The following is a 26,197-nucleotide window of genomic DNA, read 5'->3' on the forward strand; positions in this document are numbered from 1 at the left end:
CAGCTACTCGCGATGATCGGGCTCACCGTATTTCCAATAGCCTTTGGTTGAGAATTCATCGCGATCGAGACCCCATTCGTTGACAAATAACATTCGCGCCTGGTTCACTGCGCCGCCCTCGCCCGCGACCCAGATCACCGAGCCCGGAGCAGGTTTCGGGAGCGCACGCAGCGCCGGGGTGATCAACGTGCCCTTCTTCATCCCCTCGCTCCGGCGCAGCGGGTACACCGACGTCACCGCCGGATCGGTGGGGGGCAGCAAGTGCTCACCGCCCTCGAGCACCACGGTCACCTTGCCGTGCCCCTCGGGCAGGGAGCCGAGGATCGAGGCGATCGCCGGTGCGGCGCTTTCGTCGCCGGCGAGCAGGTATGGCGTTCCGGGTTTCGGATGGGTGAACCCGCCGCGCGGCCCGGCCACCGTCACGACCTCGCCGAGCAACGGCGATTCCGCCCACCGGGCCACCGGGCCGTTGCCGTGCAACACGATGTCGAGTTCGATCTCGGCGGAGCGTTGCCGTCGCACCGTGTAGGCCCGCCCCACCTGCGCTCCGGTGTCGGGGTCGACGACGAACAACTTCACCCAGCGGGTCGGCCCGTCGAACCGCACACCGTCGGCGCCGCCGAGCACGAGCGTGATCCGCACGAACGGCTCCGACAACCGGACGACGTCGACCACCGACGCCGGGACGCGGTGGCGGACCGGCCGCGTCCGGGTCATTCCCGCCGCCCCTCACGGGCTTGCCCGACCACCGAACGCGCCAGCTCCTCCAGGAAATCGGGGCTCGACGAGATCCCGAGCACCACTGACCGGTAGTAGATCGGGCCGAGCAGCCGGTCGAGCAGTTCGGCGAGCTCGGCGTCGCCCGTGGGCGCGCAGTCCAGGCGCTCCAGCACGTTCCGCAGTCCGGCCAGATCCCGCCGCCGCTGCGCGAGCAGGAAACCTTCCCGGAATCGCTGGGCGGTGTCGAGGTCGTGCAGGGCTTGGCCGATGAGGCTGTGCATGACGGCACCGGCGGCTTCGTCGCGCAGGAACGCCTGCAGCCGCGAGAGCTGGCCGACCAGCTCCGTCAGCGGCTCACCATCGCCGTTCTTCCAGGCCAGCGCGGCTTCGCCATCTTCTTCCAGGTTGTCGAGGAGGATCTCGACCTTCGACTTCCACCAGCGGTAGATCGTCTGTTTGGCGACTCCCGCGCGGTTCGCGATGGCCTCGATCGTCACCCCGGCGAAACCCCGTTCCACCAGCAGGTCGTCCGCGGCGTCGAGCACGGCCTGCCGGGCGCTGACGTTGCGACGGGGTCCCGCGTGCCCGTGAGGGTTCTTGCCGGTGGACGGGCGTGTGCTGGTCATTTGGCTGCTTTCTTGTGGCTGGTCAGACTGAGCAGCACCCCTGCCGCGATCAGCGCGACCACGATCGCGAACGTGGTACCCGCGACCCGCAGGCCGGACAGCTGGATGAGCACGCCCACGCCCACCGCGGGCAAGCTCAGCATCCCATACAGGATCGCGAAGAAGGTGGACACGGCGGCGCCGCGCAGCTGGGGCGCGGCGCCCGTGGTGATCGCCAGCATGCCGCAGCCGATCGCGATCCCGGTGCCGAAACCGGTGGCCACCGCGGCGAACAGCAGCGCTGCCAGCGAAGCGGCGAGCACGGCGAGGGCGACGAGCACCGACGCGAGGATCAGGGCCGAACACGCGACGGGCAGGGCGATGGCGGGCCGCATCCGCCGGAGCACGAGCTGACCGAGCGCGGTGCAGGCGAACGCGAGGAACACGACGAAGCCGGTCAGTGCCGGACTGGTCAGGTGCAGTTCGGAGGCCAGCAGGATGCCGGTGACCGCGGTGAGGACGCCGAGCACCGCGAAGCCCGCACCACCGGTCATGGCCGAACGCAGGAAGACGCCGCGGATCTCCCGCGGCACGTGCAGTTTCTGCGGGGCCAGTTTCAGCTTGCCGGTGACGGTCACCGTCTCGGGCACGAACGCCTGAGAGACCAGGGCGATCAGCAGCAGGCCGCCGTGCACGATCCACGGCAGGCGCAGCGGCGCGATCCCGGTGTCGGCGAGCAGTCCGGCGATCAGGTTGCCGCAGGCCAGCCCGCCCATGTTGGACAGCAGGGTGACGATAGGCGCCCTTCCCTTGCGCGCCGACGGAAACAGTTCCATGATGCCGGCCGTCGCCGCACCGGTGACGAGCGCGGCGGAGAAACCGGACAGCACACGACCGACGAGCAGGCCGGGCAGGCCTTGCGCGGTCAGGAACACGACCGCGGCGACGCCGGCCAGCAGCACCGCGGCGAACACCACCGGCTTGCGCCCGACCTGGTCCGACACCCGCCCGAAGACGAGCAAGCCGGCGACGACACCAACGGCGTAGACGGCGAACAGGATCGTCACGGCCAGCGAGCCGAAGGCGAACTGCGATTTGTAGAGCGGGTACAGCGCGGTGGGCACCGTGGTGCCCACCATCACGGCCCAGAAGGCGAAGGCGGTGACCGCCGCCCACGGGCCACGCGAGCGCTCGACGGCATGCGGTAAGTCGGGCGACGTCTGGATGTTCGACATGCGGAGCGCTCCTTGCGGGGTTCAAAGGGTCAGGCGTTGAGCAAGGGTGGAAAGGGTCTCGAACGCGGCGACCGGGCGCTTGTCTATACGCAACGTTGAGTCTCGATAAAAGCATAGACGCACCGTTGCGTCAACGCTTCACCGCAGGGGCGGTATCCGAGACAAGCACTTCGGAAAAGAGCTTCTACCTGCCGGTTTCCACCAAACCCAGTCGCAGGGCGCTCAGGACCGCCTCTGTGCGCGACGCCACCCGGAACTTGGAGAAGACCGTCTTCAAGTGCACCTTGACCGTCCGCTCGGAAATGCCCAGCGTCCGGGCGATCAACCGGTTCGACTTGCCTTCCGCGAGCTGGCGGACCACCTCCAGCTCGCGCGGCGTGAGCTGGCAACCCTGTCCTTGCCGCAGGCCGGAAACGGTCCTCCCGACCGCCTCGCCGCCCTCGGTGTCCAGCGGATAGCCGATCACCGTCTTGACGAACTCCGCCGGCTCCTTCGGATGCATTCTGGAAAGCAGCATGATGATCATGCTTTGGGTTTTCAGTACCTCACCGAGCAGGTACGTCATGCGTTCTGAAACGGATTCGTGAAAATCACCATTGGCCACAGGCATAGAAGTCCCCCAGATACAGTGAAGGCAGGTATTTCACGCGTCATCGCGGATACCGCGACCTGTCGATGTGGGCAGGTCGTCGCAGGTGGTAGGCCGAAGGCCCCCCGATCGGCTGGACCGAGTCTAACCTCGACCTCGCGGAGCCGACAACCACAACACTGCACAAAGAGACTTTTTGCCAGGCGCAACAATCGGAGTCCGCCAAGGATACCGTCCGAGAGGCCGGGACCTGCGCCGACACGAATTCGAGGAAAGAAATACGTCAACTTCGATCACGATAACGCATCAATTGATCATTGCGTCGCGGACGGCACCGGGGAGCCGCCGGACCCGGACCGCGAGAGCCGGGCCTGCCCGACCGCCACGGAGGGCGGCGGGACTTGGTGATTCCCCTGAACCCGGCGTGCCGAGGTGTGCCGCCACCGCCCGAGAACAGCCGGGACGTATCACGTGAACATGACCGACCACCCCGGTGACGCGATTCTCTACCGGCATCCCCGACCAAGCCCATCCGAAGATCCAGATCGGCAGGCGTGGTCGACCACGGCGTCACGACTCAGGTACGGCTCAGGAGCCGCCTGGCTCCCGCGACGACCGCGGTCGCCAGCAGCCAGCCCGCGACCACCAGCGCCATCGCCACCATTTTGTCGGTGCCGACGGGATCCCACGCCTTTTCCTGGCCGAGGTCGACGACCGGCACCACGAGATCGAGCGCGTAGACGAACGGATCCCAGGTGGGGTGCTCGTTCTGCTTGAGCGGGCGCACCGGATGGCCGGAGAACCACCATCCCCCGGTGCCGACCATGGCTGTGAGCCACACGAGCGCCCTTGTCGGAACGAATCCGTACCCGAACAACGCGTCCTGGATCCAGCCCCAGACCCGGCCCGCGAAGTGACGGCGGCGCAGGAGATGCCGTTCCCTTGCCAGCCGGACCGTCCGGGCGGACCGCTCGTCACCCGCGCTCTGATAGTGGGCGGCCAGTCGCTCGAACGAGGCCGCGCTCACCTCGGGATCACGGGTGAGCCAGCCGATCCGCTCGCGGGCCGTCAGGGACTGCGTGGCCCCGATCCGGCCGTACCCCAGTCCTTCCAAATCCAGATCGCCATCGGCGGGCCAGGCCGAAACCGAATCGATCAGAGAGCTGACCCGTACGTCGCGCAGGATGAGGCGCCCACTCGGAGCGACGCGGGTGTCCAGCCTGAGACGCGAGGTCGTGAGCCTGGTGAGGTTCGCGGAAGTCGGCGATCCGCGCAGTTCGGCGTCGTGGAACGTGACGATGTTTCCCGCCTGCATAGCGAGCAGATCCACCGGACCGGACGCGACGAACCCATACGCGGCGAAGAAGCCGCCGCTCACCGTCACGATGCTCGCGTCGACCTCGCCCACCTCCGCCCCGTCGAACACGATGGAGTTCGCCAGTTTCGCCTCCCAGAGACTTACTCCTCCGGTCGCACGGAGTCGATTGGCGATCAACGACCCGGACGCCAGCAGCCGCGGCGCGTAGAGCGCCCACTGCTCGCCGGTGCGGATCGTGGCCTCCGACAGGACGACGTCGCCCTCGATCCGGCTGCTCGTCAGGGTCACCGGAGCGACCACGTCCCGGTCCGGCGTCCGTATCGGAGTCTGCACCTGGTCACCTTTGCGACGGCGAAACTCCTGTGCGGCGGACCGCGGCCCGTACTGGTTCGCCTGCCCTATCCGGGCCTGGTGCAACACGAGGTCGCCACCTATCCGGGCGCCGGCGGCGAGGAAGGCGTCCATCTCGGCGCCGGACAGCTCGACCGAACCGACGGTCGTGCCCGTGAGCATCAGCTCGCCGGAGATCGCGCAACCCGCCAGATCCAGGTCACAAGCCAGGCGAAGGTGAGAGAGATCCAGAGAACCGATGATGCGGATATTGCGGATCCGCAGGGGGTGCAGTGACGATATCTTGTGCCGCGCGCACGCCAGCAGAAGTTCTCGTACTTCTTCCGCGGGCATCGAAAGGCTGCGGTCGATTCCGTCGATCCCGCCGTCGAGCACTGTTTTGACCGAGTGCCGCGACCTCCCCCGGCGATTCAGCACTGATTCCCTCGTTTCCGTCGACGGCGAATCACCGAATATAGCGACGGATCCAAATCATCGCTGTCGTCGGCGGTGACCACCAGCTGTTCGGGGTGGAGCCGGTTCACGCCGCCACTCCGGCGCACGAACGCTGCCGGTGATCGCGACACCGGTGCAGGCACTCGGCCGGGGTGAGCATGTCGAACATGGCCGCACCCTGCCAGCGGTCCGACCACGCTGGTCAGCTTCAAGACCAGCACACCGGTGCTCCGAACGGCTACCGCAGTCACCGCGATGACACCCAGGCCGATCACCCCGGCCAGGTAGAGCAGAGGCTCTGCCGGAAGGCGACCGGCCGCCACCCCGCGGAACACGAGGCGCATGATCGGTGTGACCGCAGCGGTCGGACGCCGCCGGCGTAGTGGCATGGGCTCCACGGCCGCATGCGCAGGCCAGTCACCTTGGAACGGTTTCTCATTGACGAGAACGACTCTTGCCTTGTCGAAAGATCAAGGCAAGAACAAAAGCAACCGCAAAGCGCCACGTTAGAGCGGATTCACACCGTCGGGATGACGGTATTTATCCTCTGGCGAAATCGCCACCCGTATCCCTGAGTGCATCTGGCGAGAATTTCCCCGAAAGCGGGACACTGTAACGAACAAGTACTGCGTGAGCATGCGAAGCTTGGTCCGAATGCAGCAACTTTCGAGGCCGATCACGGGATTCAGTGGTTTATTGAGAAAATTGCGGTAAAGCTTCGGGCATGAGTTCATCACGTAAAAGAATCTTCACTGTTTTTGCCGTCGCCGCGTTGTCGCTGGGGACCATCGCCCCCGCCCAGGCGGACCCCATCCAATTGCCGGGCATCAGCGAACCGAATCCCGAGGACCCCGGTGCCGGCGGCGGCTCCGGCGGCAGCACGACCGCCGCTTACGTCCTGCAAGGCGTAATCCAGACCGAGGGTCTCCAAAGCGACGGGATCAGCAAACGGGTGAAGATCCGCGGCTATTCCCGTTTCGCCACCCCGGGCAACGACCGGCGCGACGCCGACTACATCAACATTCGGTGCACCGCCACTGGCCCGGGCGGCTCCGCCACGGGCGACTACGACTCGGAGAACGACGGCGCGCTCATCGACGTGCACTTCGAGACGCCCTGGATCCCCAACGGCGCCGTGTTGCGTACTGTCCACGTCGCCTGCAGCCACTACGCCACCAAAAGCGGCGTGGTCTACGAGACCACCAGCGCCACCGACATCGCCGTCCCGTACTGACGACCCCGCGCCTGACAACGTCCATTCGGCCACCAGTCCGCATGACGACCATGTAGGCCGCACGCACCGAGAAACCGGCGAAGTCCGACGAAGATCCGTGCCTCACCGCGCCGGATTCACGGTACCGAGGACCGGAAAACCAGCTGTACCGGGTCGAGATACATCGCGGTGGAAGGCTCACCGACAACGACAAGCCGACCTTCAAGTGGTCGCGGGAAAACGCGTCGGTGACGTTCGGCGTCACGGCCATCGACGAGAAGATGGTGACACTGACCGACCTCGGCCGCGACGCGAAACTCGACCTGGACATCGGCGACTGGGTGGAGATCCTGGACGACGCGTACGAGGCGCGAGGAGTTCCGACACCGCTGTTGCAGGTCGTCGACGTCGACACGGAACGGTTCCGGGTGGAACTGAGCGACACGCCCGGTTCCGACGTCGGCCGGCTCGGCGCGCGGCATCCGTTCCTCCGGCGATGGGATCACCACGCGTCTCCCCGGCGAGGCGCCACTCCCCTCGTCGAGGGCGCCGTACTCCTCGAGAGGGAAGGTAATGGATCGACCTGGAAAACGGGATCGAGATCTGGTCCGCGCCTGGCGGCACGTACCGGACCGGCGACCACTGGCTGGTCCCCGCCCGCACCTTGACCGGAGACGTCGAATGGCCACGAGACGCCCAGGGCAGGCCGCTGCTCCAGGACCCCCGTGGCATACGGCACCACTACACGCCCTTGGCCCGGATCCACGGCGAGGCCGCCGACGACCTCCGTATGGAGTTCGAAGCCGCTTCCATACCCCGGCCCTGACCCGGCCGCCAGAGGCGCCGAGAAAGAAGGTCATCGGCGGGTCCTCAGCCGGTCACGGCCACCCCTTCCGGTTGCTGACCGACAGGTACCAGGGCGACCTGCTTCGACGTGGCGGTGTCGATCACCGACATCGTGTTCGACGCGGTGTTGGTGATGTAGACGAAGCTGTTGTCCGGGGCCGCGGCGGCTCCCTCCGGTCGTCGATTCACCGGGGAGGTGGAAGTAGTGCCCAGGTTCGGGAAGTTGATGACCGAAATGGTGTCGGCCCCCGCGTTGGCGACGTAGACGACATCGCGTGGCGTCGCCGACAAGCCCATGGGCGCGTCGCCGACCGGGATCGTGGCGTTGGGGCGGCCGGACGTGGTCCCGGCGACGGTGACCGTGTCATCGCCGGTGTTGGCGACGTAGATCCGGTCGCCGCGCGACCCGATGGTGATGCCGGCCGGGAAGCGGCCGACCGGGATCGTGCCGACGGGCTTGTCGATCCTCGTGTCGATCACCGTCACACTCGCCGCCCCGTTGTTCGTGACGTAGACCCGGCTGCCGTCCGGACTGGCGATCGGCGTGTGCGGCAGACGACCGACCGGAATCTCGGCGACGGGCTTCTGTGTGGCGATGTCGATCACCGTGACCGAGTCGGAGCCGAAGTTGGAAACATAGGCGTGCGTGCCCGTGGCCGTCACACCGAACGGTTTGTCGCCGACCGGGATCGTGGCGACGACGAGCTGAGTGCGGCTCTCCAGCACTGACACGGAGTCGGACAGCTCGTTGGTCACGTAGACCAGATCGCCGTTCGGCGACGCGCCCACTCCCACCGGGCCGTCACCGACGCCCACGGTCGCGATCACCTCGCCGAGCCGGGTGTCGTAGACGGTGACGTTGTCCGATCCGGTATTGGCCACGAAGACGAGGACCTGCGGCGGGTAGGCGGCAGCCGGAACCTCGACCACCAGGGCGACGGCGATCACCATAATGGTGACAAGGCGCCGGGCGGGTGACGGTAAGACCCACCCAGAGTTGGATGTACGCCTTCTCCAGAGAGTAGGCATGGAACGGCTCCTCTATGACGGGAAACAAGAGGTGAAAAGGGCAGAAAGCGACCAGATGGTGCCGAGGCGGTAGCCGGTGCACCCACGGCGAGAACGCTGGTGAGCGTCCGAACGTGCCGTCGCTTGCCACCCTAACGGCCTAGGCTTCGGCTTCGCTGCGTGAAAGCCACAGATATCACACGTTGAGTGACAGGGGGGCCACCTGTGCGTGACGATTCGGACGTTCCGTTACCGCCGACCACGACACATTTATTCGAGTAAATGAATAGGTCAAGAAGATGATCACACGTACAGACGCGATTCGACGGCTCCACAAGAGACAGGGATCGGCGGAGAAAGCAAAGTTCTCACACGATGGTGCCCCCGACTTTCGTGCGCCTTCGTCACCGACCGTCAACATCGCTGTTCGGCTCGCGCAATGACTCCCACCATCGGGCCATCGACGGCCTCGGCGGTCCAGCGGGATGGCTTGTCACGGGCCTCCGCCCGGCCACCGCACAGCGCACGTAGCGGCGGCCCGGCTCACTCCGGGAAGTACCCGGTCAGGAGCAGCATCCCCGCCGCCGCCACTTCGACGCAGCAGTAGAACCAGATCGGGTAGAACCCGGTACGCCGATCCACGGCACGGGAGAACACTCGCCCGGCCGCCATCCCGGCAAGCGCGAGTGCGACGACGAGAATCGCCCCTCGCTGAAACTCGCCACCCCGCACCACGGCGATACCGAGCACCGCGGCCATGGCGATACCGAATCCGCCGTAAACGGCCCTGATCTCGGAGCGGCTCTCGGGAGTGTCCGCCACCATGCGGAAAGGACGGATCAGGGCCGCAGGCGCGGCGAGCGCGTAAGTGCCCATGGCGAGAAAGAACAGGGCGACGGTCCAGGGCACCACCGCGCTCATGTGTCCTGCCTGCCGAGCAGCACCGCGCCGCAGGACAACACCAGCAACCCGGCCACATCGGCCCATGCCACCCGCGTCAGTTCGGTGTTGACCGCCGGGGTCACCAGCGCGATCACGGTGAAACTGCCGAAGCTCACCGCGTTGACGGCGATCGCCGCGGCGCGTAACCGCGGCCGGAACGCCGCCAGTACAGCCAGACCACCGACCAACGCGAGCAGCAGGGCACGATGCCTCATCAGCGTCTCCAGGTCGGCGCCGGCGATGTCGACACCGTAGGCCGCGCTCGCTCGCCCCGGGGCCACCAACCCCACACCGGGGAGCAGATTGAGCAACCCCGCCGCGACCAGCATGACCTGCCCTGTTCGTCGTCTTCGCATGTCGACTCCTCTCGTCGTGTGCGATCATGCTGGGGATGAACGAGGTGCCGCTTCCGGAAACGTGCTGTCCCGGCGAGCAGGCGACGGTGTGGATACGGCTGCGCTGTGCTGCCTACCTCGGACCGTCGCTGCGGCTGGGCGAGCATTCCGGTTCGGTTCCTTGCTTCGCCCTGGGGGTCGACGCGCCTTTCACCATCCGGGTGGCAGAGGCGGGCGAACGACGTGTCCGCAGCGCCCTGATAGCGCCCCGCGCCCGGCACCGGTTGACCGCTGGACAAGGGCGCATGCTGTTCGCCTATCTCGATCCCGGCTCGGCTTGGGTGGCACGGACGCGCAACCGGATGGCGGGGCGGCTCGGCCCGGCAGTCCGGTTCGGCCACGACCGGGAACTGGACTTGGCGGAGCGGCTGCGTGGCACGGAGCGGCCGGACCCGATACGTCTTCTCGGCCTCGTGGAGGACGCAGGGGACTCCCGAGACGATCGGATACGCACGGCGTTGGAAATGATTTTCGCCGACCCCGGCGCACGGTTGTCCGTGGCAGAGGTGGCGCACGCGGTGAATCTGTCGTCATCGCGGTTCCAGCATCTGTTCACCGCGCACACCGGAACCAGTTTCCGCCGCTATCGGCTCTGGACCAGAATGCTGCGCGTCGCGGGTTCGATCGGGGCCGGGGCCGACTTGACCACCGCGGCCACCGACGCGGGTTTCGCCTCGCCCGGGCACTTCAGCGACAGCTTCCGCGTCATGTTCGGTCTCAGTGCCAGCCGATTGCTCACCCCCACCACTCGGGTCCTCGCCACGGAACCTGTCGCGCCCCTCTCGACGACGGCGTAGACCGCACGGGACTCGATGCCTCTTCTGGTCGAAGTCCCGCTACGGGCCGTGGGGCGGGGCGTCACGCGTCGGGTCGGTCCCCTGCCTGACGGGCCAGTGTCGGAGGACGCCCGCAGGGCTTCCGCACACGTCAGTCCCAACCGGGAACCTCGCCGTTGTGCCGGTACTCGCTCGGCGGCAGGCCGAACTCGCGGCGGAACGCGCGGCTGAAGTGGAACTGGTCGACGTAGCCGACGGTGCCGGCGACCGCGGCGACGGACATTCCCGTGCCGGTCAGCAGCCGAGCCGCGCGGTGCAGGCGGCGGGTGCGCACCTCTCGCATGGGACTGTGGCCGGTGACCCTCGAGTAGAGGTGACTGAAGCGCGACGGCGACAGCCCGGCGATGGCGGCGAGCGAGTTCAGGGTGTGCGGGGCCTCCGGTGTCTCGGCGATGAACTGTTGCACGCGGGTGACGCGCGGGTCAGGGCCCCGTGGTGCGGCGGGAGCACCGGCGAGGCCGGCCAGGCGCACGATCTCTTCGAGCGCGCACCTGGCGAGAGCCTGCTGGTCGGGGCGGGCGGCGAAGGCCGGGAGATGGACCGGCGACGGCGGGAGGTGATCACCGGTGAGCCGGGCGTAACGGCGGAGCCGGTCGAAGGCGGCCTCGATGGCCTCCGCGGCGCCACTCGCCGAGGGTGTCAGATGGCGACTCGCCGCGAGCCAGTCTCCCCGTGGTGCCCGGAAATGTGCCCACGACAGCGACCATTCCTCGGCGTCGGGCGCGACTCCGTAGGTGTGCCGCACGCCGGGTTCGATCAGCACGAGCTGCCCCGCGCCGGTTGTCAGGGCCGTGTCCCCGTGGTGCATGACGCCGCGCCCCCGCGTTGTCCACATGAGCAGCCAGCTCGGCGAGCCGGTCGGCCGGATCGCCTCGATGCGTTTGGTGAAGGTGCTCTCGCCGACGACGAGCAACCCGGCCGGAGGCGAGGGCGTCACAGCAGGATCTGTCATCCCCCCGGCAGGTTCGACCATGTCCGCGCCGCCCCGTCCTTTCTACAGTCGAATCCGTCGAGACCCCCACAGTGGAGGCAGAACATGAAGCAGTTGATCGATTCCGGCGACATCGCCGACGACGTCGCGGCGCTACGGGAGCGCATGTCCGAGGACGGTTACCTCTACTTCCCCCGCCTGCTGCCCAGCGACTACGTCACCGGTGTTCGCGCCGACATCGCGGCCGTGCTCCACGACAGCAGGTGGCTGGCCGCCGGCACCGAGCCGCACGAGCTGCGGGCGTCCGACCGGGCGGTCGAGGAGGGCGAGTCCACCTTCTTCGGCATGTACTCCGCCGTACAGGCGACGCAGTCCTTCCACGAGCTCAGCGAACGGGAGGAGCTGCGCGGCCTGGCTCAGCGGCTGCTCGGCGAGGAGGTCTTCTGCCACCCGATGCACATCGCCCGCGTCACGGCGCCGACGCCGCGGGCCACACCCACGCCCGCTCACCAGGACTACCGCCTCATCCAGGGCGCGGTCGACACGCTGACCATGTGGATCCCTCTCGCCGACTGTCCCTCCGATGCCGGCGGGCTTGAGGTCCTCGCCGGGTCGCACAAGCTCGGCGTGCTCGGTGTGTCCCAGGCGGAGGGCCCCGGCGGGGTCACGGCGCAGGTGGCGGGCAGCGGCGTGGACGACTGGCGCAGCACCCACTTCGGCCAGGGGGACGTGCTGATGTTCACCAGCCTCACCGTGCACGGGGCCCGCCCCAACCTCAGCGACCGGCTGCGGTTGTCGGCGGACATCCGGTGGCAGGCGAGGTCGGAACCGGCGGCCTTCATCGACGGATACGAGCCGTTCCGGCCGCACTTCCACCCCGACGTGCCCGACTGGCCCACCCTGGCCCGGGGCTGGACCTCGACGACCAGCATCGAGATCCCGGAGGGGCTGACCTATGTCCGCAAGTTCGACTCGATGAGCGAACACGTGCCCACCCCTCCGTCCCGGTTCAGGTGACTACGCCGGTCGGTTTCCCGGTGCGGGCCGGACCCGGTCGAGCTTCGGCGGCCGGACCGGCGACCTCGCCTCCAGGTACCTCCAGAGCGCGTCCGCGCCGGAGTAGCTGCTCCGATCCTGGTTCCTGGCCTCGAAGAGCGCCGTGAACCCGGGTGTGGCGTTGCGGGCGAAGAAGTTGTTGGCCAGCGTCGCGATCCGGTACTCGCGGCCGGCCTTCACCGGCTTCCCGTTGATCCGGATCTTCTTGAGGTCGACGTGCTGCCCGAGCGGGGCGTCGGGGTCGTAGGTGTAGGAGACGTTGCCGGAAACGGCCATGTGCCGATACGCCACGGCACCGTCGGCCCCCCGCTGCCATTGGCTCTCGATCAGCTCGTCGAGTTTCTCGCCGGTCACCGTCCCCCGCACGACGGCCGGGCCGATGCCGTTCTCGTAGACCGTCCCGAAGACCAGCTCGGAGAACAGCACCCGTCCCGGCGCGTCCGCGGGATTGGCCGGCTTGGGGGCGAAAGGTATGTCTCGCAACAAGATGCCCGGCATCGCGACCGCGAGATCGGCCTGTCCGTCCTTGTTGGCCGCCCAGAGGAACGCATCGGCGGTGACGTTGCCGAGCGTGGACTCCTCGTCGGTGCCGGAGGTGCGGGTGAGATCGCCGGTGACCGTGGCGACCTGCTGGTCACCCCGCGCGGGGAGCCGGTCCTTCCAGTACTTCGCCATCCGCTGCACCTCGGGATCCGGTGCGACGTCACGGGTGTTGGCGTGGCTGACCGACTTCGTCCGGTCTCGGCGGACATCACCGGTCACCGGGTCCAGCTCCAGGTCGATCTCGTTGATCAGCCTGCCGTGGTTCGCCGCTTCCACCACCGGGCGGGGATCACCGGCCGGGTCGGGCAGCATGCAGTTCACCAGCGCGTGCCAGTGCCCGCCGACGATGGCGTCCACCGCCGGGCTGATCTGCTCGTTCATGTCGGCGAGCGGGCCGAACGGTGCGGTGCAGTCGTTGTACCCCGCCCCGTTCGCTTGCGAGAATCCTTCGTGCACCACGGCGACGATGGCCTGGACGCCCCGCCCGCGCAGCTCCTCGGCGTAGCGGTTGATCGTCTCGACCTCGGGCAGGAACTTCAGTTCGTTCGGCCAGTAGGAGAGCTGCTCTTCCGGCGTGTGGGTGGTCGTGGCGTGGATGAATCCCACCGGGAGCGTGCCGCCGCGACCGTCGTCGACCTGCCGCACGTGGTAGGGCTCGACCAACGGCCGGCCGGTGGCTTCCTTGATCACGTTCGCGGAGTAGTAGTCGAAGTCCGCGCCCTGGAAGCGTTGCCCGGTCGAGTCGGTGAAGCAGAGGTCGCGGTCGGGGCGGCCCCGGCAGGTGCCCTTCATCATGTGCTCGAGGTAGGCCGGTTTCCGGTCGATCTCGTGGTTGCCCACGGTGGAGAACTGGACGCCGATCATGTTCAGGTACTCGATCGTCGGCTCGTTCCAGAACCACGCGGTCTCCGACGGCCAGCCGGAGAAGTCGTCGCCGGCGGAGAACAGTACGGAGTTCTGCGGTGCGCGCAGCCGCTTGAGGTGCGAGGCGAGATATGCCCCGCCGCCCACGGTTTTCGCGGGCTCACCCGCACGTGAGCCGGGCACGGTCGTGGTGTACTCGCCGAAGTAGCCGTGCAGGTCGGTGATCGACAGCAGCTGCACGGGCACCCCGGGCGCGGGCTCGGCCGTCGCGGCCGGTGCCAGTGAGACGGCCAGCAACGCGGCGGTGGCGATCGCCGCCGCTCGCCATCTCTTGGGTGATGCGGACATGGCAGACCTCTTACTTCTCGGGGGTGAGCAGGGCGTTGCCTTGTTTGACAGCCTCCCCGGCGGCGTCGGGGACAGTGACCGATCCGAGGTACATGTCGTTGAATATCTGGTTGATCTTGGGTTCCGCCGCGGCGAAGCCGGACACGATCGGGAAGTTCACCGTCTTGCCGCGTGCCTCGTCCAGGAACGGCTGGGTGTCGATGCCCTTGGCCTTCCAGTGCTCGACGTAGCGCGGGGCGAGGTCGTTGATGGCCGGGAAGACGTAGCCGCCCTCGGCCATGATCGCCTGCGCCTGCGGGGTGGCCAGGAACGACACGAGCTGCTTGGCCTGGTCGGGATGCTCGGTGCGGGAGTAGACCGCCTCACCGAGGCCGTTGATGATCACGACGCGGCCTGCCTTGCCCGCGGGCAGTGACGCGGTGCCGATAGGGAAGGTCGAACCGGGGGCGACGAAGGGCAGCAGCGCGTTGTTGGCCGGGAAGACCGCGACCTCGCCGCGCTGGAACATCTCGGTCGCCCGGCCCGCGGGCGGGTTGGTCTGCTCGGCGGGCGGGGACACGTGCCACTTCTCGATCAGGTCGACACCCCACTGCAACGCCTCGACCGAAGCGGGCTCGTTGAAGTTGAACGTGCCGTAGGGCTTGGTGATCGTCGTGCCGCCGTTGCTCGGGATCCAGTTCAGCCACTGGGTGCCCGAGTGGTTCCAGGAGGCGAAGCCCCACCGCTTGACCTTGGCCGGATCGAAGCCGGATTCATTGGGGTGCTTGCCGTTCACGTCGACGGTGAGCTTCTGCATCAGCGGCAGGAACGTCCCGGACCCGTCGGGCGCCCAGGTCAGCGGTTCGGTGGGCATCTCGACGCCGGCCTCGGCGAAGAGCTGCTTGTTGTAGAGCATCCCCGGCACGCCCCAGTCCTTGGGGATGGCATACATCTTTTCTTTGTAGGTGAAGGAATCCACGACGTTGGGGTGGTACTTGTCCTTGGTCAGGCCGGATTGCTCCACGGCGGCGGAGACGTCCATCAATCCGCCCTGCGTTGCCAGTTCGGGGAAGTTCGCGGGCGTCATCCAGAACACGTCGGGCGCGGTGCCGGAGACCATCTCGGTGACGAGCTTGGTCCAGTACTGGTCGTAGGGCTGAAGCTCGATCTTGACGTCGATGTCGGGGTGCTTGACCTTGAACGCCTCGAAGACCTTCTCGTACCCCTTCTGTTGTTGCTCGTCCCAGATCCGGTAGGTCAAGGTCGTCTTGCCGTTGCCGTCGCCGCTGCCGCCGCAGGCGGCGACCAGCCCGACCAGCGCACCGACTGTCAGCGCGCTGAGCACCTTCCGCCGGGAAGTCGAGAGCTGCATGGGGACACTCCTTCGGGTCACTTGAGTCCGGTCAGGGCGACCGACCGGACGATGTAGCGCTGGAAGAAAACGAAGACGAGCAGCATCGGCAGCAGCGTGAGCAGGCTGCCTGCCATCATCCGGGTGTAGTCGATGCCGATTTCCGAGCGCAGGGCGGCGATCGCGACGGTGACCACGCGGGTGTCCGCGCTGCTGGTGATGATCAGCGGCCACAGGAAGTTGTTCCAGGACGAGATCACCGTGACGATCGCCAGCGTGGCCAGGATCGGCCTGCTCAGCGGCAGGATGATCCGCCACAGGATGGTCAGGTGCCCCGCGCCGTCCACCCGCGCGGCCTCCTCGATCTCGCGCGGGATGCTGCGGAAGAACTGGCGCATCAGGAAAATCCCGTACGGTGTGCCGAAGACGTACGGCGCGACCAGCCCGTACCAGCTGTTCACCAGGTCCAGCTCACGCATGATCAGGAACAGCGGGATCAGGGTCACCACGTTGGGCACCATCAGCGTGGCCAGGTACAGCCAGAACAGCGAGTCGCGGCCCCGGAAGTCCAAGCGCGCGAACGCGTACGCCGCCAGCGTGGTGAAGATCAGCTGCCCCACGGTGAGGATGGTGACGAAGAGGAAGGTGTTCAGGATGGACAGTGCGAAGTCCGACCCCAGCAGCGCGCCGAGGTTCTCCAGTGTCGGCGAGGACGGCGGCGCCCACGGTGCCGCCTCGAAGAGCTCGCCGCGCGGTTTCAGGGCGGTCGAGACGATCAGCCAGTACGGGAAGACCGACATGGCCGCCCCGATGATCAACGTCGCGTAGAGGGCTGCGCGGCGGGAGGGCCGCCGTCGCCGGGTGGTCGTGGTCACGGTCGGCCCTCTCAGGTCAGGTCGTAGGTCGTGGTGCGGTTGAAGTACCGGACCTGTGCCATGGTGACCGCGAGGATGATCAGGAACAGCACCATCGCGATGGCGGAGGCGTAGCCGAACTCGAACTGCCGGAACGCGGTCTGGTAGATCGTGTAATTGATGACCTCGGTGCTGTTGCCGGGACCGCCGTTGGTCATCACGAAAACGGTGTCGAAGACCTGGAACGAGCCGATCACGTTGGTGACGAGGACGAAGAACAGCGTCGGGCGCAACAGCGGCAGTGTGATCGCGAAGAACTGCCGGACCGGCGACGCCCCGTCGAGCGTGGCCGCCTCGTAGAAGTCCTTCGGGATGGTCTGCAACCCGGCGAGGAAGAACAGCATGTTGTAGCCCGCGAACTGCCACACCTGCGTCGCCGCCACCGCGGGCAGCGCGAGGCTGGGCGAAGACAGCCAGCTCGGCCCTTCGATCCCGAAGATCGCCAGGAAGGAGTTGACCGCGCCGTTGGCCGGGTCGAAGATCCAGCCCCACACCAGGCCCATCACCACCGGCGTCGCCATCCAGGGCAGGACGAACATCGCGCGGAAGATCTTCACGCCGCGCACTCGCTGGTTGAGCAGCAGCGCGAGCAACAGGGCCAGCGCCGTCTGCACCGGGATGGTGAGGACCACGTACGCGACGGTCACCAGCAGTGAGTGGCCGATCCCGCCGTCGGCGAAGAGCCGCTCGTAATTGGCCAACCCGACGAACTCCGGCGTGGCCAGCAGCTTCCAATCGAACAGGCTCAGCACGGCGACGATCAGTACCGGCAGCAACAGGAACGCGACGACGCCGAACAGGCTCGGGGCCACGAAGGCATACGCGGTCAGGGTTTCCCGCGCCCGCCGCCGACGTTTTCGTGACGGCACCGGCCGGGTCGAGACCGGTGGCGGCGGGGTCGGCACCGTGAGGAGCTGAGCCATGGTGGACTCCCTTCGAAGAGTTCAGGCCGGACCGGTTGACGGCGTGAGCAGCTCGCGGGTGCGCGTGGCTCCCCACTCGTCGAGGTCGGCGAGACGATCACTCGAACACCTCCACCCACCGCTGGAGGCCACGTGCTCCGCCCAACCGGCGCGGTCTTCCACGCGCGGAGACACCAGCAGGCAGTCGGGATCGTTGACCCACAACCGGCCGTGCATGAACTCCCGTGCCGCCCCGGCCAGCCGCGCGCCGAGCTGTGAGGGCTGACTGACGTCCCCGGATTCGGGTTCGACGGCGACCGCGGTGTCCGGGCTGACCCGCATGGCGTCGACCAGCCCCACACTGGGCAGCATCGGTGCGCCGCAACCGAGAACGGTCGAGTCCGGGCCGACCGCCTCGCGGATGATCCGCATCCCGGCCACGTAGGCGTCGTGCCCCGACACGTCGGCGTGCCGCAGGCCGGGGTGCGCTCCGGCGTAGACGTAGTCGATCTTGAAGAACGAAAACCCGGTCGCCACGAGGGAGCTGAACACGCGGCCGAGATGCTCCGCCGCGGCCGGGTGCGTCACGTCGAGCACCGCGATGTCCCGGTTCCACTCACGCATCGCGGGGGTGCCCCGCACCAGCCAGTCCGGATGCTCGGTCGCCACCCGGCTGTCGGCGGCGACGAAGAACGGCGTCAGCCAGATGCCCGCGCGCCGCCCGGTGTCGGCGACGCGTTTCGCCACTCCTTCGAGGGATCCGAAGCCCGGCCGGATGTCGAGCCAGTCCCCGATCGCGCTCTGGTACCCGTCGTCGAGCTGGATGATCTCCAGCGGAAGCTCCAGTCGTTCGGCGTGCACCAGGGTGTCGGCGATGTCCTGCTCGGTGACCTTGTTCCAGTGCCCGTACCAGCTGCTCCAGCCCGGACCGAGTGGACGGACCGCCGTCACGCCACCGCCTGCCGCCACCTCCTCGGCCCAGGCGACGAGCGCGCGCGGGAGGTCGGCGTGCTCGGTCTCCCGGACAGCGCCCAGGCTGGAGACGACGAGCCGGTCCCCGAGCGCCTGCACGCGGATGGAGGGGACTTCGGCGGAGTGATCCACCGCGGACCACGACCGCACCGGGCCGCCGTCGCCCGGGTCGATCACGACAAGTCCCTCACCCTGGAAGCCGGACTCCGGCATCGGCCGGTCGAAGCGGAAGCAGCTCGCCGCGATCTGCGCCGACGACGGCCGGGGCGAGGTCGCGTCCCCCGCGTAGGTGCCGGTGGGACTCCAGGACTGCCAGCCCTGCTCGAAGACGCGCGCCCGGGCCGGCACGCAGGCAACTTCGGCGATCGGGTGGTACATCGGCGTCCCTTCATGGTGGTTTTCGTTCGTTTATGCGTATTTGATTCCTCGAATGAGCGCTATATGCTCACTCTAGGCGGTAACCGAACAGAAAGAAACATGTTTACGCATACCGGGAGGCAGCGACCATGAGCCACGACGACGCGCGAAAGCGGGCGGCGCACCTCGTTCCCCGACCGCACTCGGTGCTGCTCGGCACGGGGGTGCTCCAGCTTCCGGCCGAACTCCCGGTGTGCCTGGACGTGCCGGCGGAGGAACGGGCGGCGGTCCTGCGAGCGATCGCGTTGCTCCCCCTGACCGGCAAGGTGGGCACCGAACCCGCAGGTCTGCGGGTTCTGCTCCGCGCGGGCGCGACCCCTCCCGAGGGCTACGTACTCGACGTGACCGAGGCCGGAGTGACCATCACCGCGGCGGACCGTTCCGGGGTCGTGTACGCCCTGCAAACCCTGCGCCAGCTCCTGCCCGACGCCGCCTACCGGCAGGCCGCGCCGTCGGACATCCGGTGGGTCGCACCGGTCATCCGCGTCGAGGACAGCCCACGATTCCGCTGGCGCGGAATGCTCCTCGACGTCGCCCGGCACTTCCTGCCCAAGCGGGAGGTGTTGCGCCACCTCGACCTGATGAGCACGCACAAGCTGAACACCCTGCACCTGCACCTCAGCGACGACCAGGGCTGGCGGGTGGAAAGCCTTCGCTTCCCGCGTCTGCACGAGGTCGGCAGCTGGCGGGCGACGAGCCAGGTCAGCCACTACTCCGACGAGGTCGTCCACGACGGCACACCGCACGGCGGCTACTACACCCGCGGCGACCTCGCCGAGATCGTCGCCTACGCGGCGGACCGCGCGATCACGGTCGTCCCGGAGATCGGCGTTCCCGGCCACACCGGCGCCTTGCTGGCCGCCTACCCGGAGTTCGGGTCCCCGTCCGTGCCGGCTCGCGCGGTGCACACGAACTGGGGAGTGCACGACGCGCTCCTGGCACCGTCGGAACGATCCCTGGAGTTCCTGCGCCTCCTGTTCGACGAGCTGCTCCCGCTGTTCCCTTCCCCTTACGTGCACGTGGGTGGCGACGAGTCCGTCCTGCGGGCGTGGGACAGCGACCCGGTGGTGCGTGCGTTCGCCGACGAGCGGAGGCTCTCCGGGAGCGCCGAGATCTTCGCCGCCCTGATGGCCGAAGTGCGGCAGATGCTGGCCCGGCACGGCAAAACGCCGGTCACGTGGGACGACAGCTTCGCCGCGCAAGGAACCGCCGCCGACGCGGAATCGACCGCCACGCTGGTCATGGCGTGGCGTGGCGCGGAGGTCGCCCGCCGGGCGGCGGCGGCCGGTCACGACGTCGTGCTCTCGCCGGTCATGCCGACCTACTTCGACTACTTCCAGGAGGCCCACCCCGACGAGCCGCTCGCGATCGGCGGCCCGGTCACCCTCGACGACGTCGCCTCGTGGGAGCCGGTTCCGCAGGACTGGTCCGAGGCCGAGAGTGCTCGTGTGCGAGGGGTCCAGTGCCAGATGTGGACCGAGTTCGTCGAGGACCCACGACTGGTCGACTACCTTCTGTATCCACGAACGTGTGCTTTCGCGGAGATCGCTTGGGGCTCCCGCACGCGGGATCTCCACCGGCGGCTGCCCCGCCACCTCGACCGGCTGGCGGCGGCCGGAGTCGAGTACCGCCCGCTGACCGGCCCGGCGCCGTGGCAGCGCGGCGGGACCGGCCGGCGAGCCCATCGCGCCGGCATTCCGATGGCCGAGCGCCTCGCGAACTACGCCGACGCGGCCGCGACCGGAACCGTGGCGGACGTCCCTGACGCTTAGAGAATCCTTCGCGCGGTGACGGTGCACAGACGCCGTCACCGCGTCGGAGTCCGGATCGATCGGGCGAGGTCCAGCGCGTCGACGTGGTGCGGGTCCTCGGCCAGGAGCGCGGCCAACCGATCACCTGCGCGTGCGTGCTGCCCATCGAGAACGTCGAGCTGTGCCCGTAAAAAGCCTACTCGACGCAGCTGCACGGCGGCCGGGTCCTCGGTGAACAACAGCATCGACGGCAGCGAAGTCGCGAAGTAGTCCACGGTCGCCGGACTCGCCTCCAACGTGTCGCAGAAGGCGCGCAATGCCTCGGTGAGCCGGTCGGCTTCCTCGGTGCGACCGAGTCTGCGCAGCGCGAGCACCGAAGAGTAGGTCGCCTCGGAGTAGGGCTGGGTGCTCATCCCCAGGAAGTCGCCCTGCTGCGCGGCGGCCAGCTCCCACGCCGCCCGGTCGCCGAGCACGTCACCCCGCATCACCTGCAGCTGGGCGGTGTTCGCGAGCGGATGCCTTGCCTCGCTGAGGGATTCCGGCGGCGCAACCGCATCGTCCGGGCTGGACCGCGCGCGGCACAGCCGGTCCCACACGCGCAGCACGTCACCCTCACCGCCCTCCCACGGCTGGAAGGTGCGGCCGAGCAGCAGTTCGCGGGCCTCGTCGAGCCGGTCGGCGGTGATCAGCAGGTGCGCGAGCTCGATGGTGGCGTCGTCCCGCGTCTCGACCAGGGCGCGGTTGCGCAGGAGCCAGTCCAGCCGTTGCCCGGGCGGCACGCCGCGCCTGGCACTGAGCTGGTCCCGCTCGAAGATCAATCTGGCGTCGTCCCCCGCGACGGCGAGCGCGGAATCATAGGCCGCGCATGCCTGGTCGGCGTCACCGAGGTGGTTGAAGGCCGCGAGCCCCAGATTCCGCCACACCACGGGATCATCCGGGTCGATCGCCGCCGCGGCATGCCAGGCCGTGCACGCGTCGTCAGGACGTCCGTTGGCGTAAAGCCAATGGCCGAGCAGCGCGCGAGCCCGCGCGTCCGTGTCGTCGGCGTTCGCCGCACGCTCCAACGTCAACGCGTCGTCCAACCGCGAAGGAAAACACCATGTCGCGTCGATGTTCTGCGCCCGCTCCACGGCTTCGCGCGCCTCGTGGTCTCTGCCCAGCCTGCGCAGCACCTCGGCTCGGTAGTACTCCAGCAACGGCCCGACCGCTGTCTGTCCGATCGCGCGAGAGCCCTCCCGCTCGCGGGCGACGTCGAGCACCCGCAGCGCCGCATCGTGCTCACCGACGCCGATGTACTCCAGCGCGATGTCGAGGCAGGTCTGCGCGTCCGTAGTGAGAGGCAGGCCAAGCAGATCGCGCGTCCACCAGTCCAGGGGATCAAGCACACGGGTGGCTTCGGCGAGTTCAGCCGCTTGACCGTCTTTTCCCATACGACGCAACACAACTACCCGAAGCGCACGGGCTTGCAGGTACTCCGGCTCGGTGCGCAGCACATCCTGAAGCCGGGCCAGTGCCTCCCTGTTCCGGCCGTGTGCGGCGTCGATACGTGCCATGCGATAGCCCGCCGGTGCCCGCCACGTACGCGCCCAGGAGCTGGAACCGTATGCGTCGTAAGCCTCTTCGGCCCGGCCCAGTCGCTCCAGCACGAGACCGAGGCAGTACAGCGCGGTCGTGTCGGCCGGATTGGGATTCAACGTCGTCAGCCGGGAAACGGCTACTCGCAACAACTTCTCCGCCTCAGCGAATTCGCCACGCTGATACGCGCGCCCAGCGAGCCCGACGTTGGCCGCGACCTGCTCGGGGTCGCGGCGCACTGCCTCACGCCAGTACGGCTCCGGCGAGCGCGTCGCGTGCCGGTACTGATCGAGGTGCGCGGCGATCACGGCCAGCTCTTCCACGGTCGGTACGTCCTCGGGGGCGGCGGGCTCGCGTGCCGGGGTGACTTGATCGTCCGCGCTGGGAACCAGGGAATCCCACTCCACCAGCAGTTCTTCACCGTGGAGGACGCGCAGCTTGAGACGATCAGCGGGCCGCGTCAGCGGGATGCTCTCGTGGAAGGGCTTGCCCGGCGCGATGTCGGCGCGCACCTCGGCGACCGCGGCCCCGGTGCCGTCGACGAGCGACAAGCGGCATCCGGGGCGGTCCGCCGTCACCGCGACCCCGACCCGCGCGCTCGTTCCGTGGAGGTCCACCCGCACCGCGGCGTCCACGGTTGCCGCCTGCACCGGGCCGATCTCCTGAATCGGATACCAGAACTGGGAAAACACCTTCGTCTCCCCGGGCGCGATGAAGGAGAAGTCCGGCTGGTTGTCGGTGAAGACCCCGGCCATCAATTCGACATAGGCCGAACCGTCGTCGGTCAGATTGCGGCCCCACGCCGCACCGAACTCCGAAGCCCCCCAAGTCCACTGCTTCTTCCCGACAGCGATCTGCCGATCGGCGACGTGCACGAACCCGGCCCGCGCGGCGTGGTCATAGCCGCCGAGGAACGTCTCCTTGCTGCCCACACACATGTACGAGGTCGGCACCGGGATGTTGCGGTACCAGTCAAGGCGGTCGCCGCGGACCCGCACGCCACCGGCGACCGTGCCGACCTCGTCGTGCCGGGCCGGGTAATCGACCCCGTAGTAGGCCCGATCCGCGGCGGGAAAGCCGGTCGTCGCGCGCTTGGCGTGATCGGCGACCACGCGCACGTCACGGGGGAAGAACGACTGGTAGTTCTCGTCCGCTCGCGCGGCGATATTGGTCCACCACAAGAACGTCCGGGTCCGCTCGCAGCGGTTGTACAGCCGCACCCGCAACTCCACGACAGCGCTGCCGGGTCGCATCCGGACGCCGTGCATCCCCTTCATCCGGTCGAAGGGGTCGTGGTCGGAGCACCACACGGTCACGGCGCCATCGGGCTCGTGCTCGATCTCGACGTCGGTCGGCAGGAACGTGGCGGGGCGATGGTGCTGCGGCCAGTTGAACTCGACTCCGCCGGAGATCCACGGGCCGGTCAGGCCGACGAGAGCGGGCTTGATCACCGGGTTGCGGTAGAAGAAGTCGTAGTCTCGGGTGCGGTCGAAAGCGACGTGAACGCGGCCACCGAGCTCGGGCAGCACCATCAACCGCAGCCAGCGGTTCTCCAGATGCACCGCGTCCCACTCCGCCGGGGCCTTCACCGGGCTGATCCGGTCATGGAACGGCAATGGATACACCCGCCCGGAGGAGCCCTGATAGACGCGCCGCTCCAGGTAGGCGGGATACCGGTCGGGCGCCTCGGGAAGGTAGCTGTCGATCATCACTCCCGCCCGCCACGCCGCGACCCCGGCCTCGGCGTGCTCGGCGGGGCGGGGCGGCAGGATCAGCGTCGATTCACCCTGTGACATGCGGCAACGCTATGACCGCACACCCGTTCGGCGGGATGGCCGAACCGACCGAGTTACCTGGACTATTCGACGGCCGGCTGTACGGTGTGCGGATGCTACTGCCCGATGGCTTCCCAGGTCAGCGGTTGCGCGTGCTGCCGCGGCCGCTGGTGGCGTCGGCCCTGCGCAAAGCCCCGACCTCGGGCCTGCTGGTCACCGACGCGGGGTACTTCCCGAGCGCGGCCAACCACGGCATGCACCGCCCGCGCAGCGCACCGGAAGCCATCGTCATCGTCTGCACCGACGGCGTCGGGCACTGCGAGGTCGACGGCAGGGTGAGTGAGATCAGGCCGGGAAACGCCCTCGTGCTGCCCCCATCCCGCCCGCACTTCTACTGGGCGGACTCGCGCGACCCCTGGACGATCTGGTGGCTGCACGCCGCGGGCTCCCAGGTCTCGGAGCTGCTCTCGGTCGTCACGCCGGACGGCGGAGAAGCCATCGTCGAGGTGCGCGACGCCTACCGCGCCGTTTCGGCGATCGACGACGCCATCGGCTTCCTCGAACGGGACGAGACCTTCCCGCACCTCATCTCGGCCTCCGGCGCGGGCTGGACCCTGCTCGCGCAGCTGGCCGCGGACGCGCTGACCGAAGCCCCCCAGCCCACCGAGCCGGTTCGCCAGGCGCAGGAGTACCTGCGGCACAACTTCGCGAAGCCGGTGATCGTCAAAGAGCTGGCGCGCACGGCGGGCCTGTCCCCCTCGCACTTCGCGGCCCTCTTCCGGATGGCGGCGGGCTGCGGCGTGGTCGAATACGCCAAGCGCCTGCGGATGGCCCGAGCGCGCGAACTGCTGGCCACCACGTCCCGTGACATCTCCGAGATCGCCAGGACCATCGGCTACAACGACGCGTTCTACTTCTCGCGCACTTTCCGCAAAGAACACGGGTGCAGCCCCAGCGAGTACCGACGCGGGAAGAACTAGTTGTTGCGGACGTCTGGACTTGAGCGTGGCAGGTGAAGCCGATGTGCTTGGCCATATCCAAACCCAGGCGTGGTCCGCGCACGGCGACGTGACCGACGGCATGAACGACTCGGTGACCTACGCCTACGATTCACTCAGCAACCTCAAGGGCGGCGAACTTGCCAACAGTACGACCGCGTCGGCGGGTTATACCGACACCGCGCACCCGCATCTGCCCACCCAGGTGTCGGACCGCTCCGGCATCTGGGTGGGCCGGTCACCAGCGCCGCCGCCGGGGATCGTGGCAGGACTCCCGGCGCGATCAACGATCGCCACCGTCACCGCCATCAGCAATATAGTGCTCAACTGCACCTGGTGACCTCACCGAATTCGAGGGAGAAATGAACACGACGAGTAGAACCACGAGCACGGTGTTCCTGGTCGTATCCGGGATCCTGCTTATCACCCTCATCGTGCTGGCGGTCGTCTGGCCCACCACGCCGACCATCGTCCTGGCAGTGGTTCTCGCGTCGCTGTTCGCGTACTCTGCCTTCTCCTTGAAACGCAAATGGGGAAAGTTGCGATAGCAGCAGCCAACCGACAACGATGGTGGAGAGCTCAGGAACTACTGCACGGTCTCCGCCATCTCGTCACAGAGGGGAAGCGGGCACTCAAGTTGGACCTCGATCGTTTCCGGACGCCGGCGTGGCCGCCACCTGGGACACCGAGGCTGGCTCCATGACCGTGTCAGCTATGGCTTCAGTAAGCTGAAACGGTGAAGATCCGGCCCGCCACCCCAGACGATGTGGAGGCCTTGGTGCCCTTGTTCGAGCACTGGGGGCATCCTCATGACCGTGACGGCGTCGTGGAGATTTTGGATCAGTGGCAGGATCTTCCTCACGGCGCCCTTATCGTCGCCGACGACTGCGGCGATATCGTTGGAATGGCCGCTGTCGTGGCGAGCCCGCGGCTGGCCGACGCGGAACGCAACGCCCACCTGCAGGGGCTTGTGGTCGCCCGGCACCGACTGCGCACCGGGGTAGCGAGCATGCTGCTGACCGCCGCTGAGGACATGTCACGGAAATGGGGTTGCGTGCGACTGGAACTGACCACGACACGCACACGCGACGCCGCTCAGCACTTCTACCGGGCGCGCGGCTACCGCGAAACCTCAAGCCGTCAGGAACGCTTCGTCCGCGAGTTCCACACCAAGACCGTGGACCCGATGGACTGAAGCGCGGACCCGCCAGTCAGGGCGCCACCCGCCTCGTCCGTCGCTCTTACACACTCTGTATTACCCGCGTAGGGTTGAACGACCATCGTGCCCTGACTCTCGCGGCTGCTAGCCAGCCAGGGAATCTCCGAGA

24 protein-coding genes and 1 pseudogene are annotated in these 26,197 nt (G+C 67.9%); 9 read left to right on the plus strand and 16 right to left on the minus strand.

Features of this window, described 5'->3' with window-relative positions; genetic code table 11:
- Positions 1 to 3: 3 nt before the first annotated feature.
- From P3102_RS19480 to P3102_RS19505, 6 genes are all read right to left on the minus strand, one after another.
- Complete coding sequence (locus P3102_RS19480) at positions 4 to 717, minus strand: siderophore-interacting protein (RefSeq protein ID WP_276360615.1); 714 nt, start codon at positions 715 to 717, stop codon at positions 4 to 6.
- On the minus strand, positions 714 to 1,346 hold the full coding sequence (locus tag P3102_RS19485) for a TetR/AcrR family transcriptional regulator (RefSeq protein ID WP_276360617.1): 633 nt from the start codon (positions 1,344 to 1,346) through the stop codon (positions 714 to 716). The genes P3102_RS19480 and P3102_RS19485 overlap by 4 nt, the downstream gene beginning before the upstream one ends.
- Entirely contained in the window at positions 1,343 to 2,560 is a 1,218-nt protein-coding gene (locus P3102_RS19490) for an MFS transporter (RefSeq protein WP_276360619.1), read from the minus strand. The genes P3102_RS19485 and P3102_RS19490 overlap by 4 nt, the downstream gene beginning before the upstream one ends.
- A 184-nt stretch (positions 2,561 to 2,744) precedes the next feature.
- Positions 2,745 to 3,077 carry a response regulator transcription factor gene (locus tag P3102_RS19495; RefSeq protein ID WP_276360621.1) on the minus strand — a complete coding sequence of 111 codons (333 nt, stop codon included), beginning with the start codon at positions 3,075 to 3,077 and terminating at the stop codon, positions 2,745 to 2,747.
- A 649-nt stretch (positions 3,078 to 3,726) separates the two neighbouring features.
- Positions 3,727 to 5,235, minus strand: a complete 1,509-nt coding sequence (locus P3102_RS19500) for a hypothetical protein (protein WP_276360622.1) — start codon at positions 5,233 to 5,235, stop codon at positions 3,727 to 3,729.
- Entirely contained in the window at positions 5,229 to 5,588 is a 360-nt protein-coding gene (locus P3102_RS19505; RefSeq protein WP_276360624.1) for a hypothetical protein, read from the minus strand. The genes P3102_RS19500 and P3102_RS19505 overlap by 7 nt, the downstream gene beginning before the upstream one ends.
- Before the next feature lie 389 nt (positions 5,589 to 5,977).
- On the opposite strand from P3102_RS19505, the gene P3102_RS19510 reads away from it, so the two are divergent.
- Together P3102_RS19510 and P3102_RS19515 are read left to right on the plus strand one after the other, a co-directional pair.
- Entirely contained in the window at positions 5,978 to 6,487 is a 510-nt protein-coding gene (locus tag P3102_RS19510; protein WP_276360626.1) for a hypothetical protein, read from the plus strand.
- Between the two features lie 83 nt (positions 6,488 to 6,570).
- Positions 6,571 to 7,134 (plus strand): annotated as a pseudogene (locus P3102_RS19515) (DUF6519 domain-containing protein); the annotation flags it as partial.
- A gap of 202 nt (positions 7,135 to 7,336) precedes the next feature.
- Here P3102_RS19515 and P3102_RS19520 read toward each other — a convergent pair.
- From P3102_RS19520 to P3102_RS19530, 3 genes are all read right to left on the minus strand, one after another.
- The gene (locus tag P3102_RS19520) at positions 7,337 to 8,263 is read right to left on the minus strand and encodes a beta-propeller fold lactonase family protein (protein ID WP_276360627.1); all 927 of its coding nucleotides are present in this window, start codon (positions 8,261 to 8,263) and stop codon (positions 7,337 to 7,339) included.
- Positions 8,264 to 8,863: 600 nt separating this feature from the next.
- Positions 8,864 to 9,241, minus strand: coding sequence for a DUF4345 domain-containing protein (locus P3102_RS19525; RefSeq protein ID WP_276360629.1), 378 nt, complete (start codon positions 9,239 to 9,241; stop codon positions 8,864 to 8,866).
- Complete coding sequence (locus tag P3102_RS19530) at positions 9,238 to 9,618, minus strand: hypothetical protein (protein WP_276360630.1); 381 nt, start codon at positions 9,616 to 9,618, stop codon at positions 9,238 to 9,240. The genes P3102_RS19525 and P3102_RS19530 overlap by 4 nt, the downstream gene beginning before the upstream one ends.
- A gap of 35 nt (positions 9,619 to 9,653) precedes the next feature.
- Between P3102_RS19530 and P3102_RS19535 the strand changes: the two genes are divergently transcribed.
- The gene (locus P3102_RS19535; protein ID WP_276360632.1) at positions 9,654 to 10,454 is read left to right on the plus strand and encodes an AraC family transcriptional regulator; all 801 of its coding nucleotides are present in this window, start codon (positions 9,654 to 9,656) and stop codon (positions 10,452 to 10,454) included.
- A gap of 130 nt (positions 10,455 to 10,584) precedes the next feature.
- Here P3102_RS19535 and P3102_RS19540 read toward each other — a convergent pair whose 3' ends face one another.
- Positions 10,585 to 11,445 carry a helix-turn-helix domain-containing protein gene (locus tag P3102_RS19540; RefSeq protein ID WP_276360634.1) on the minus strand — a complete coding sequence of 287 codons (861 nt, stop codon included), beginning with the start codon at positions 11,443 to 11,445 and terminating at the stop codon, positions 10,585 to 10,587.
- 84 nt (positions 11,446 to 11,529) lie between these two features.
- Here P3102_RS19540 and P3102_RS19545 point away from each other — a divergent pair, with 84 nt between their 5' ends.
- Entirely contained in the window at positions 11,530 to 12,441 is a 912-nt protein-coding gene (locus P3102_RS19545; RefSeq protein WP_276360635.1) for a phytanoyl-CoA dioxygenase family protein, read from the plus strand.
- Here the strand turns inward: P3102_RS19545 and P3102_RS19550 are convergent, their stop codons facing one another.
- From P3102_RS19550 to P3102_RS19570, 5 genes are read right to left on the minus strand one after another with little or no spacing between them, the layout of a single operon-like run.
- Entirely contained in the window at positions 12,442 to 14,235 is a 1,794-nt protein-coding gene (locus P3102_RS19550; protein ID WP_276360637.1) for a bifunctional metallophosphatase/5'-nucleotidase, read from the minus strand.
- A 10-nt stretch (positions 14,236 to 14,245) separates the two neighbouring features.
- Positions 14,246 to 15,586 carry a sugar ABC transporter substrate-binding protein gene (locus P3102_RS19555; RefSeq protein WP_276360639.1) on the minus strand — a complete coding sequence of 447 codons (1,341 nt, stop codon included), beginning with the start codon at positions 15,584 to 15,586 and terminating at the stop codon, positions 14,246 to 14,248.
- A 17-nt stretch (positions 15,587 to 15,603) separates the two neighbouring features.
- Entirely contained in the window at positions 15,604 to 16,440 is an 837-nt protein-coding gene (locus P3102_RS19560) for a carbohydrate ABC transporter permease (RefSeq protein ID WP_276360640.1), read from the minus strand.
- An 11-nt stretch (positions 16,441 to 16,451) separates the two neighbouring features.
- Positions 16,452 to 17,402, minus strand: a complete 951-nt coding sequence (locus tag P3102_RS19565; RefSeq protein ID WP_276360642.1) for a sugar ABC transporter permease — start codon at positions 17,400 to 17,402, stop codon at positions 16,452 to 16,454.
- A gap of 21 nt (positions 17,403 to 17,423) precedes the next feature.
- The gene (locus P3102_RS19570; RefSeq protein ID WP_276360643.1) at positions 17,424 to 18,701 is read right to left on the minus strand and encodes a glycoside hydrolase family 36 protein; all 1,278 of its coding nucleotides are present in this window, start codon (positions 18,699 to 18,701) and stop codon (positions 17,424 to 17,426) included.
- Between the two features lie 158 nt (positions 18,702 to 18,859).
- Between P3102_RS19570 and P3102_RS19575 the strand changes: the two genes are divergently transcribed.
- Positions 18,860 to 20,542, plus strand: coding sequence for a beta-N-acetylhexosaminidase (locus tag P3102_RS19575; RefSeq protein ID WP_276360645.1), 1,683 nt, complete (start codon positions 18,860 to 18,862; stop codon positions 20,540 to 20,542).
- Between the two features lie 35 nt (positions 20,543 to 20,577).
- Here the strand turns inward: P3102_RS19575 and P3102_RS19580 are convergent, their stop codons facing one another.
- Positions 20,578 to 23,892: a DUF5107 domain-containing protein gene (locus P3102_RS19580; RefSeq protein WP_276360647.1), complete on the minus strand. Its 3,315-nt coding sequence runs from the start codon at positions 23,890 to 23,892 to the stop codon at positions 20,578 to 20,580.
- Between the two features lie 92 nt (positions 23,893 to 23,984).
- Here P3102_RS19580 and P3102_RS19585 point away from each other — a divergent pair, with 92 nt between their 5' ends.
- The 4 genes from P3102_RS19585 to P3102_RS19600 all read left to right on the plus strand — a co-directional run bounded on the left by P3102_RS19585 (position 23,985) and on the right by P3102_RS19600 (position 26,064).
- Positions 23,985 to 24,851: an AraC family transcriptional regulator gene (locus P3102_RS19585; protein ID WP_276360648.1), complete on the plus strand. Its 867-nt coding sequence runs from the start codon at positions 23,985 to 23,987 to the stop codon at positions 24,849 to 24,851.
- Positions 24,852 to 24,876: 25 nt separating this feature from the next.
- Entirely contained in the window at positions 24,877 to 25,209 is a 333-nt protein-coding gene (locus tag P3102_RS19590) for a hypothetical protein (protein ID WP_276360650.1), read from the plus strand.
- Positions 25,210 to 25,231: 22 nt separating this feature from the next.
- Positions 25,232 to 25,417 carry a hypothetical protein gene (locus P3102_RS19595; protein ID WP_276360652.1) on the plus strand — a complete coding sequence of 62 codons (186 nt, stop codon included), beginning with the start codon at positions 25,232 to 25,234 and terminating at the stop codon, positions 25,415 to 25,417.
- A 188-nt stretch (positions 25,418 to 25,605) separates the two neighbouring features.
- Positions 25,606 to 26,064, plus strand: coding sequence for a GNAT family N-acetyltransferase (locus P3102_RS19600; RefSeq protein ID WP_276360654.1), 459 nt, complete (start codon positions 25,606 to 25,608; stop codon positions 26,062 to 26,064).
- Positions 26,065 to 26,197 lie beyond the last annotated feature (133 nt).

The organism is Amycolatopsis sp. QT-25 (assembly GCF_029369745.1).
Taxonomy (GTDB): domain Bacteria; phylum Actinomycetota; class Actinomycetes; order Mycobacteriales; family Pseudonocardiaceae; genus Amycolatopsis.

Bases quoted from the DNA above. Each gene is read 5' to 3' on its own strand.
- P3102_RS19555 (WP_276360639.1), bottom strand. From the start codon at position 15,586: ATGCAGCTCTCGACTTCCCGGCGGAAGGTGCTCAGCGCGCTGACAGTC.
- P3102_RS19550 (WP_276360637.1), bottom strand. From the start codon at position 14,235: ATGTCCGCATCACCCAAGAGATGGCGAGCGGCGGCGATCGCCACCGCC.
- P3102_RS19595 (WP_276360652.1), top strand. From the start codon at position 25,232: ATGAACACGACGAGTAGAACCACGAGCACGGTGTTCCTGGTCGTATCC.
- P3102_RS19575 (WP_276360645.1), top strand. From the start codon at position 18,860: ATGAGCCACGACGACGCGCGAAAGCGGGCGGCGCACCTCGTTCCCCGA.
- P3102_RS19485 (WP_276360617.1), bottom strand. From the start codon at position 1,346: ATGACCAGCACACGCCCGTCCACCGGCAAGAACCCTCACGGGCACGCG.
- P3102_RS19585 (WP_276360648.1), top strand. From the start codon at position 23,985: ATGCTACTGCCCGATGGCTTCCCAGGTCAGCGGTTGCGCGTGCTGCCG.
- P3102_RS19490 (WP_276360619.1), bottom strand. From the start codon at position 2,560: ATGTCGAACATCCAGACGTCGCCCGACTTACCGCATGCCGTCGAGCGC.
- P3102_RS19540 (WP_276360634.1), bottom strand. From the start codon at position 11,445: ATGACAGATCCTGCTGTGACGCCCTCGCCTCCGGCCGGGTTGCTCGTC.
- P3102_RS19565 (WP_276360642.1), bottom strand. From the start codon at position 17,402: ATGGCTCAGCTCCTCACGGTGCCGACCCCGCCGCCACCGGTCTCGACC.
- P3102_RS19580 (WP_276360647.1), bottom strand. From the start codon at position 23,892: ATGTCACAGGGTGAATCGACGCTGATCCTGCCGCCCCGCCCCGCCGAG.
- P3102_RS19480 (WP_276360615.1), bottom strand. From the start codon at position 717: ATGACCCGGACGCGGCCGGTCCGCCACCGCGTCCCGGCGTCGGTGGTC.
- P3102_RS19495 (WP_276360621.1), bottom strand. From the start codon at position 3,077: ATGCTGCTTTCCAGAATGCATCCGAAGGAGCCGGCGGAGTTCGTCAAG.
- P3102_RS19535 (WP_276360632.1), top strand. From the start codon at position 9,654: ATGAACGAGGTGCCGCTTCCGGAAACGTGCTGTCCCGGCGAGCAGGCG.
- P3102_RS19520 (WP_276360627.1), bottom strand. From the start codon at position 8,263: ATGGTGATCGCCGTCGCCCTGGTGGTCGAGGTTCCGGCTGCCGCCTAC.
- P3102_RS19525 (WP_276360629.1), bottom strand. From the start codon at position 9,241: ATGAGCGCGGTGGTGCCCTGGACCGTCGCCCTGTTCTTTCTCGCCATG.
- P3102_RS19510 (WP_276360626.1), top strand. From the start codon at position 5,978: ATGAGTTCATCACGTAAAAGAATCTTCACTGTTTTTGCCGTCGCCGCG.
- P3102_RS19545 (WP_276360635.1), top strand. From the start codon at position 11,530: ATGAAGCAGTTGATCGATTCCGGCGACATCGCCGACGACGTCGCGGCG.
- P3102_RS19530 (WP_276360630.1), bottom strand. From the start codon at position 9,618: ATGCGAAGACGACGAACAGGGCAGGTCATGCTGGTCGCGGCGGGGTTG.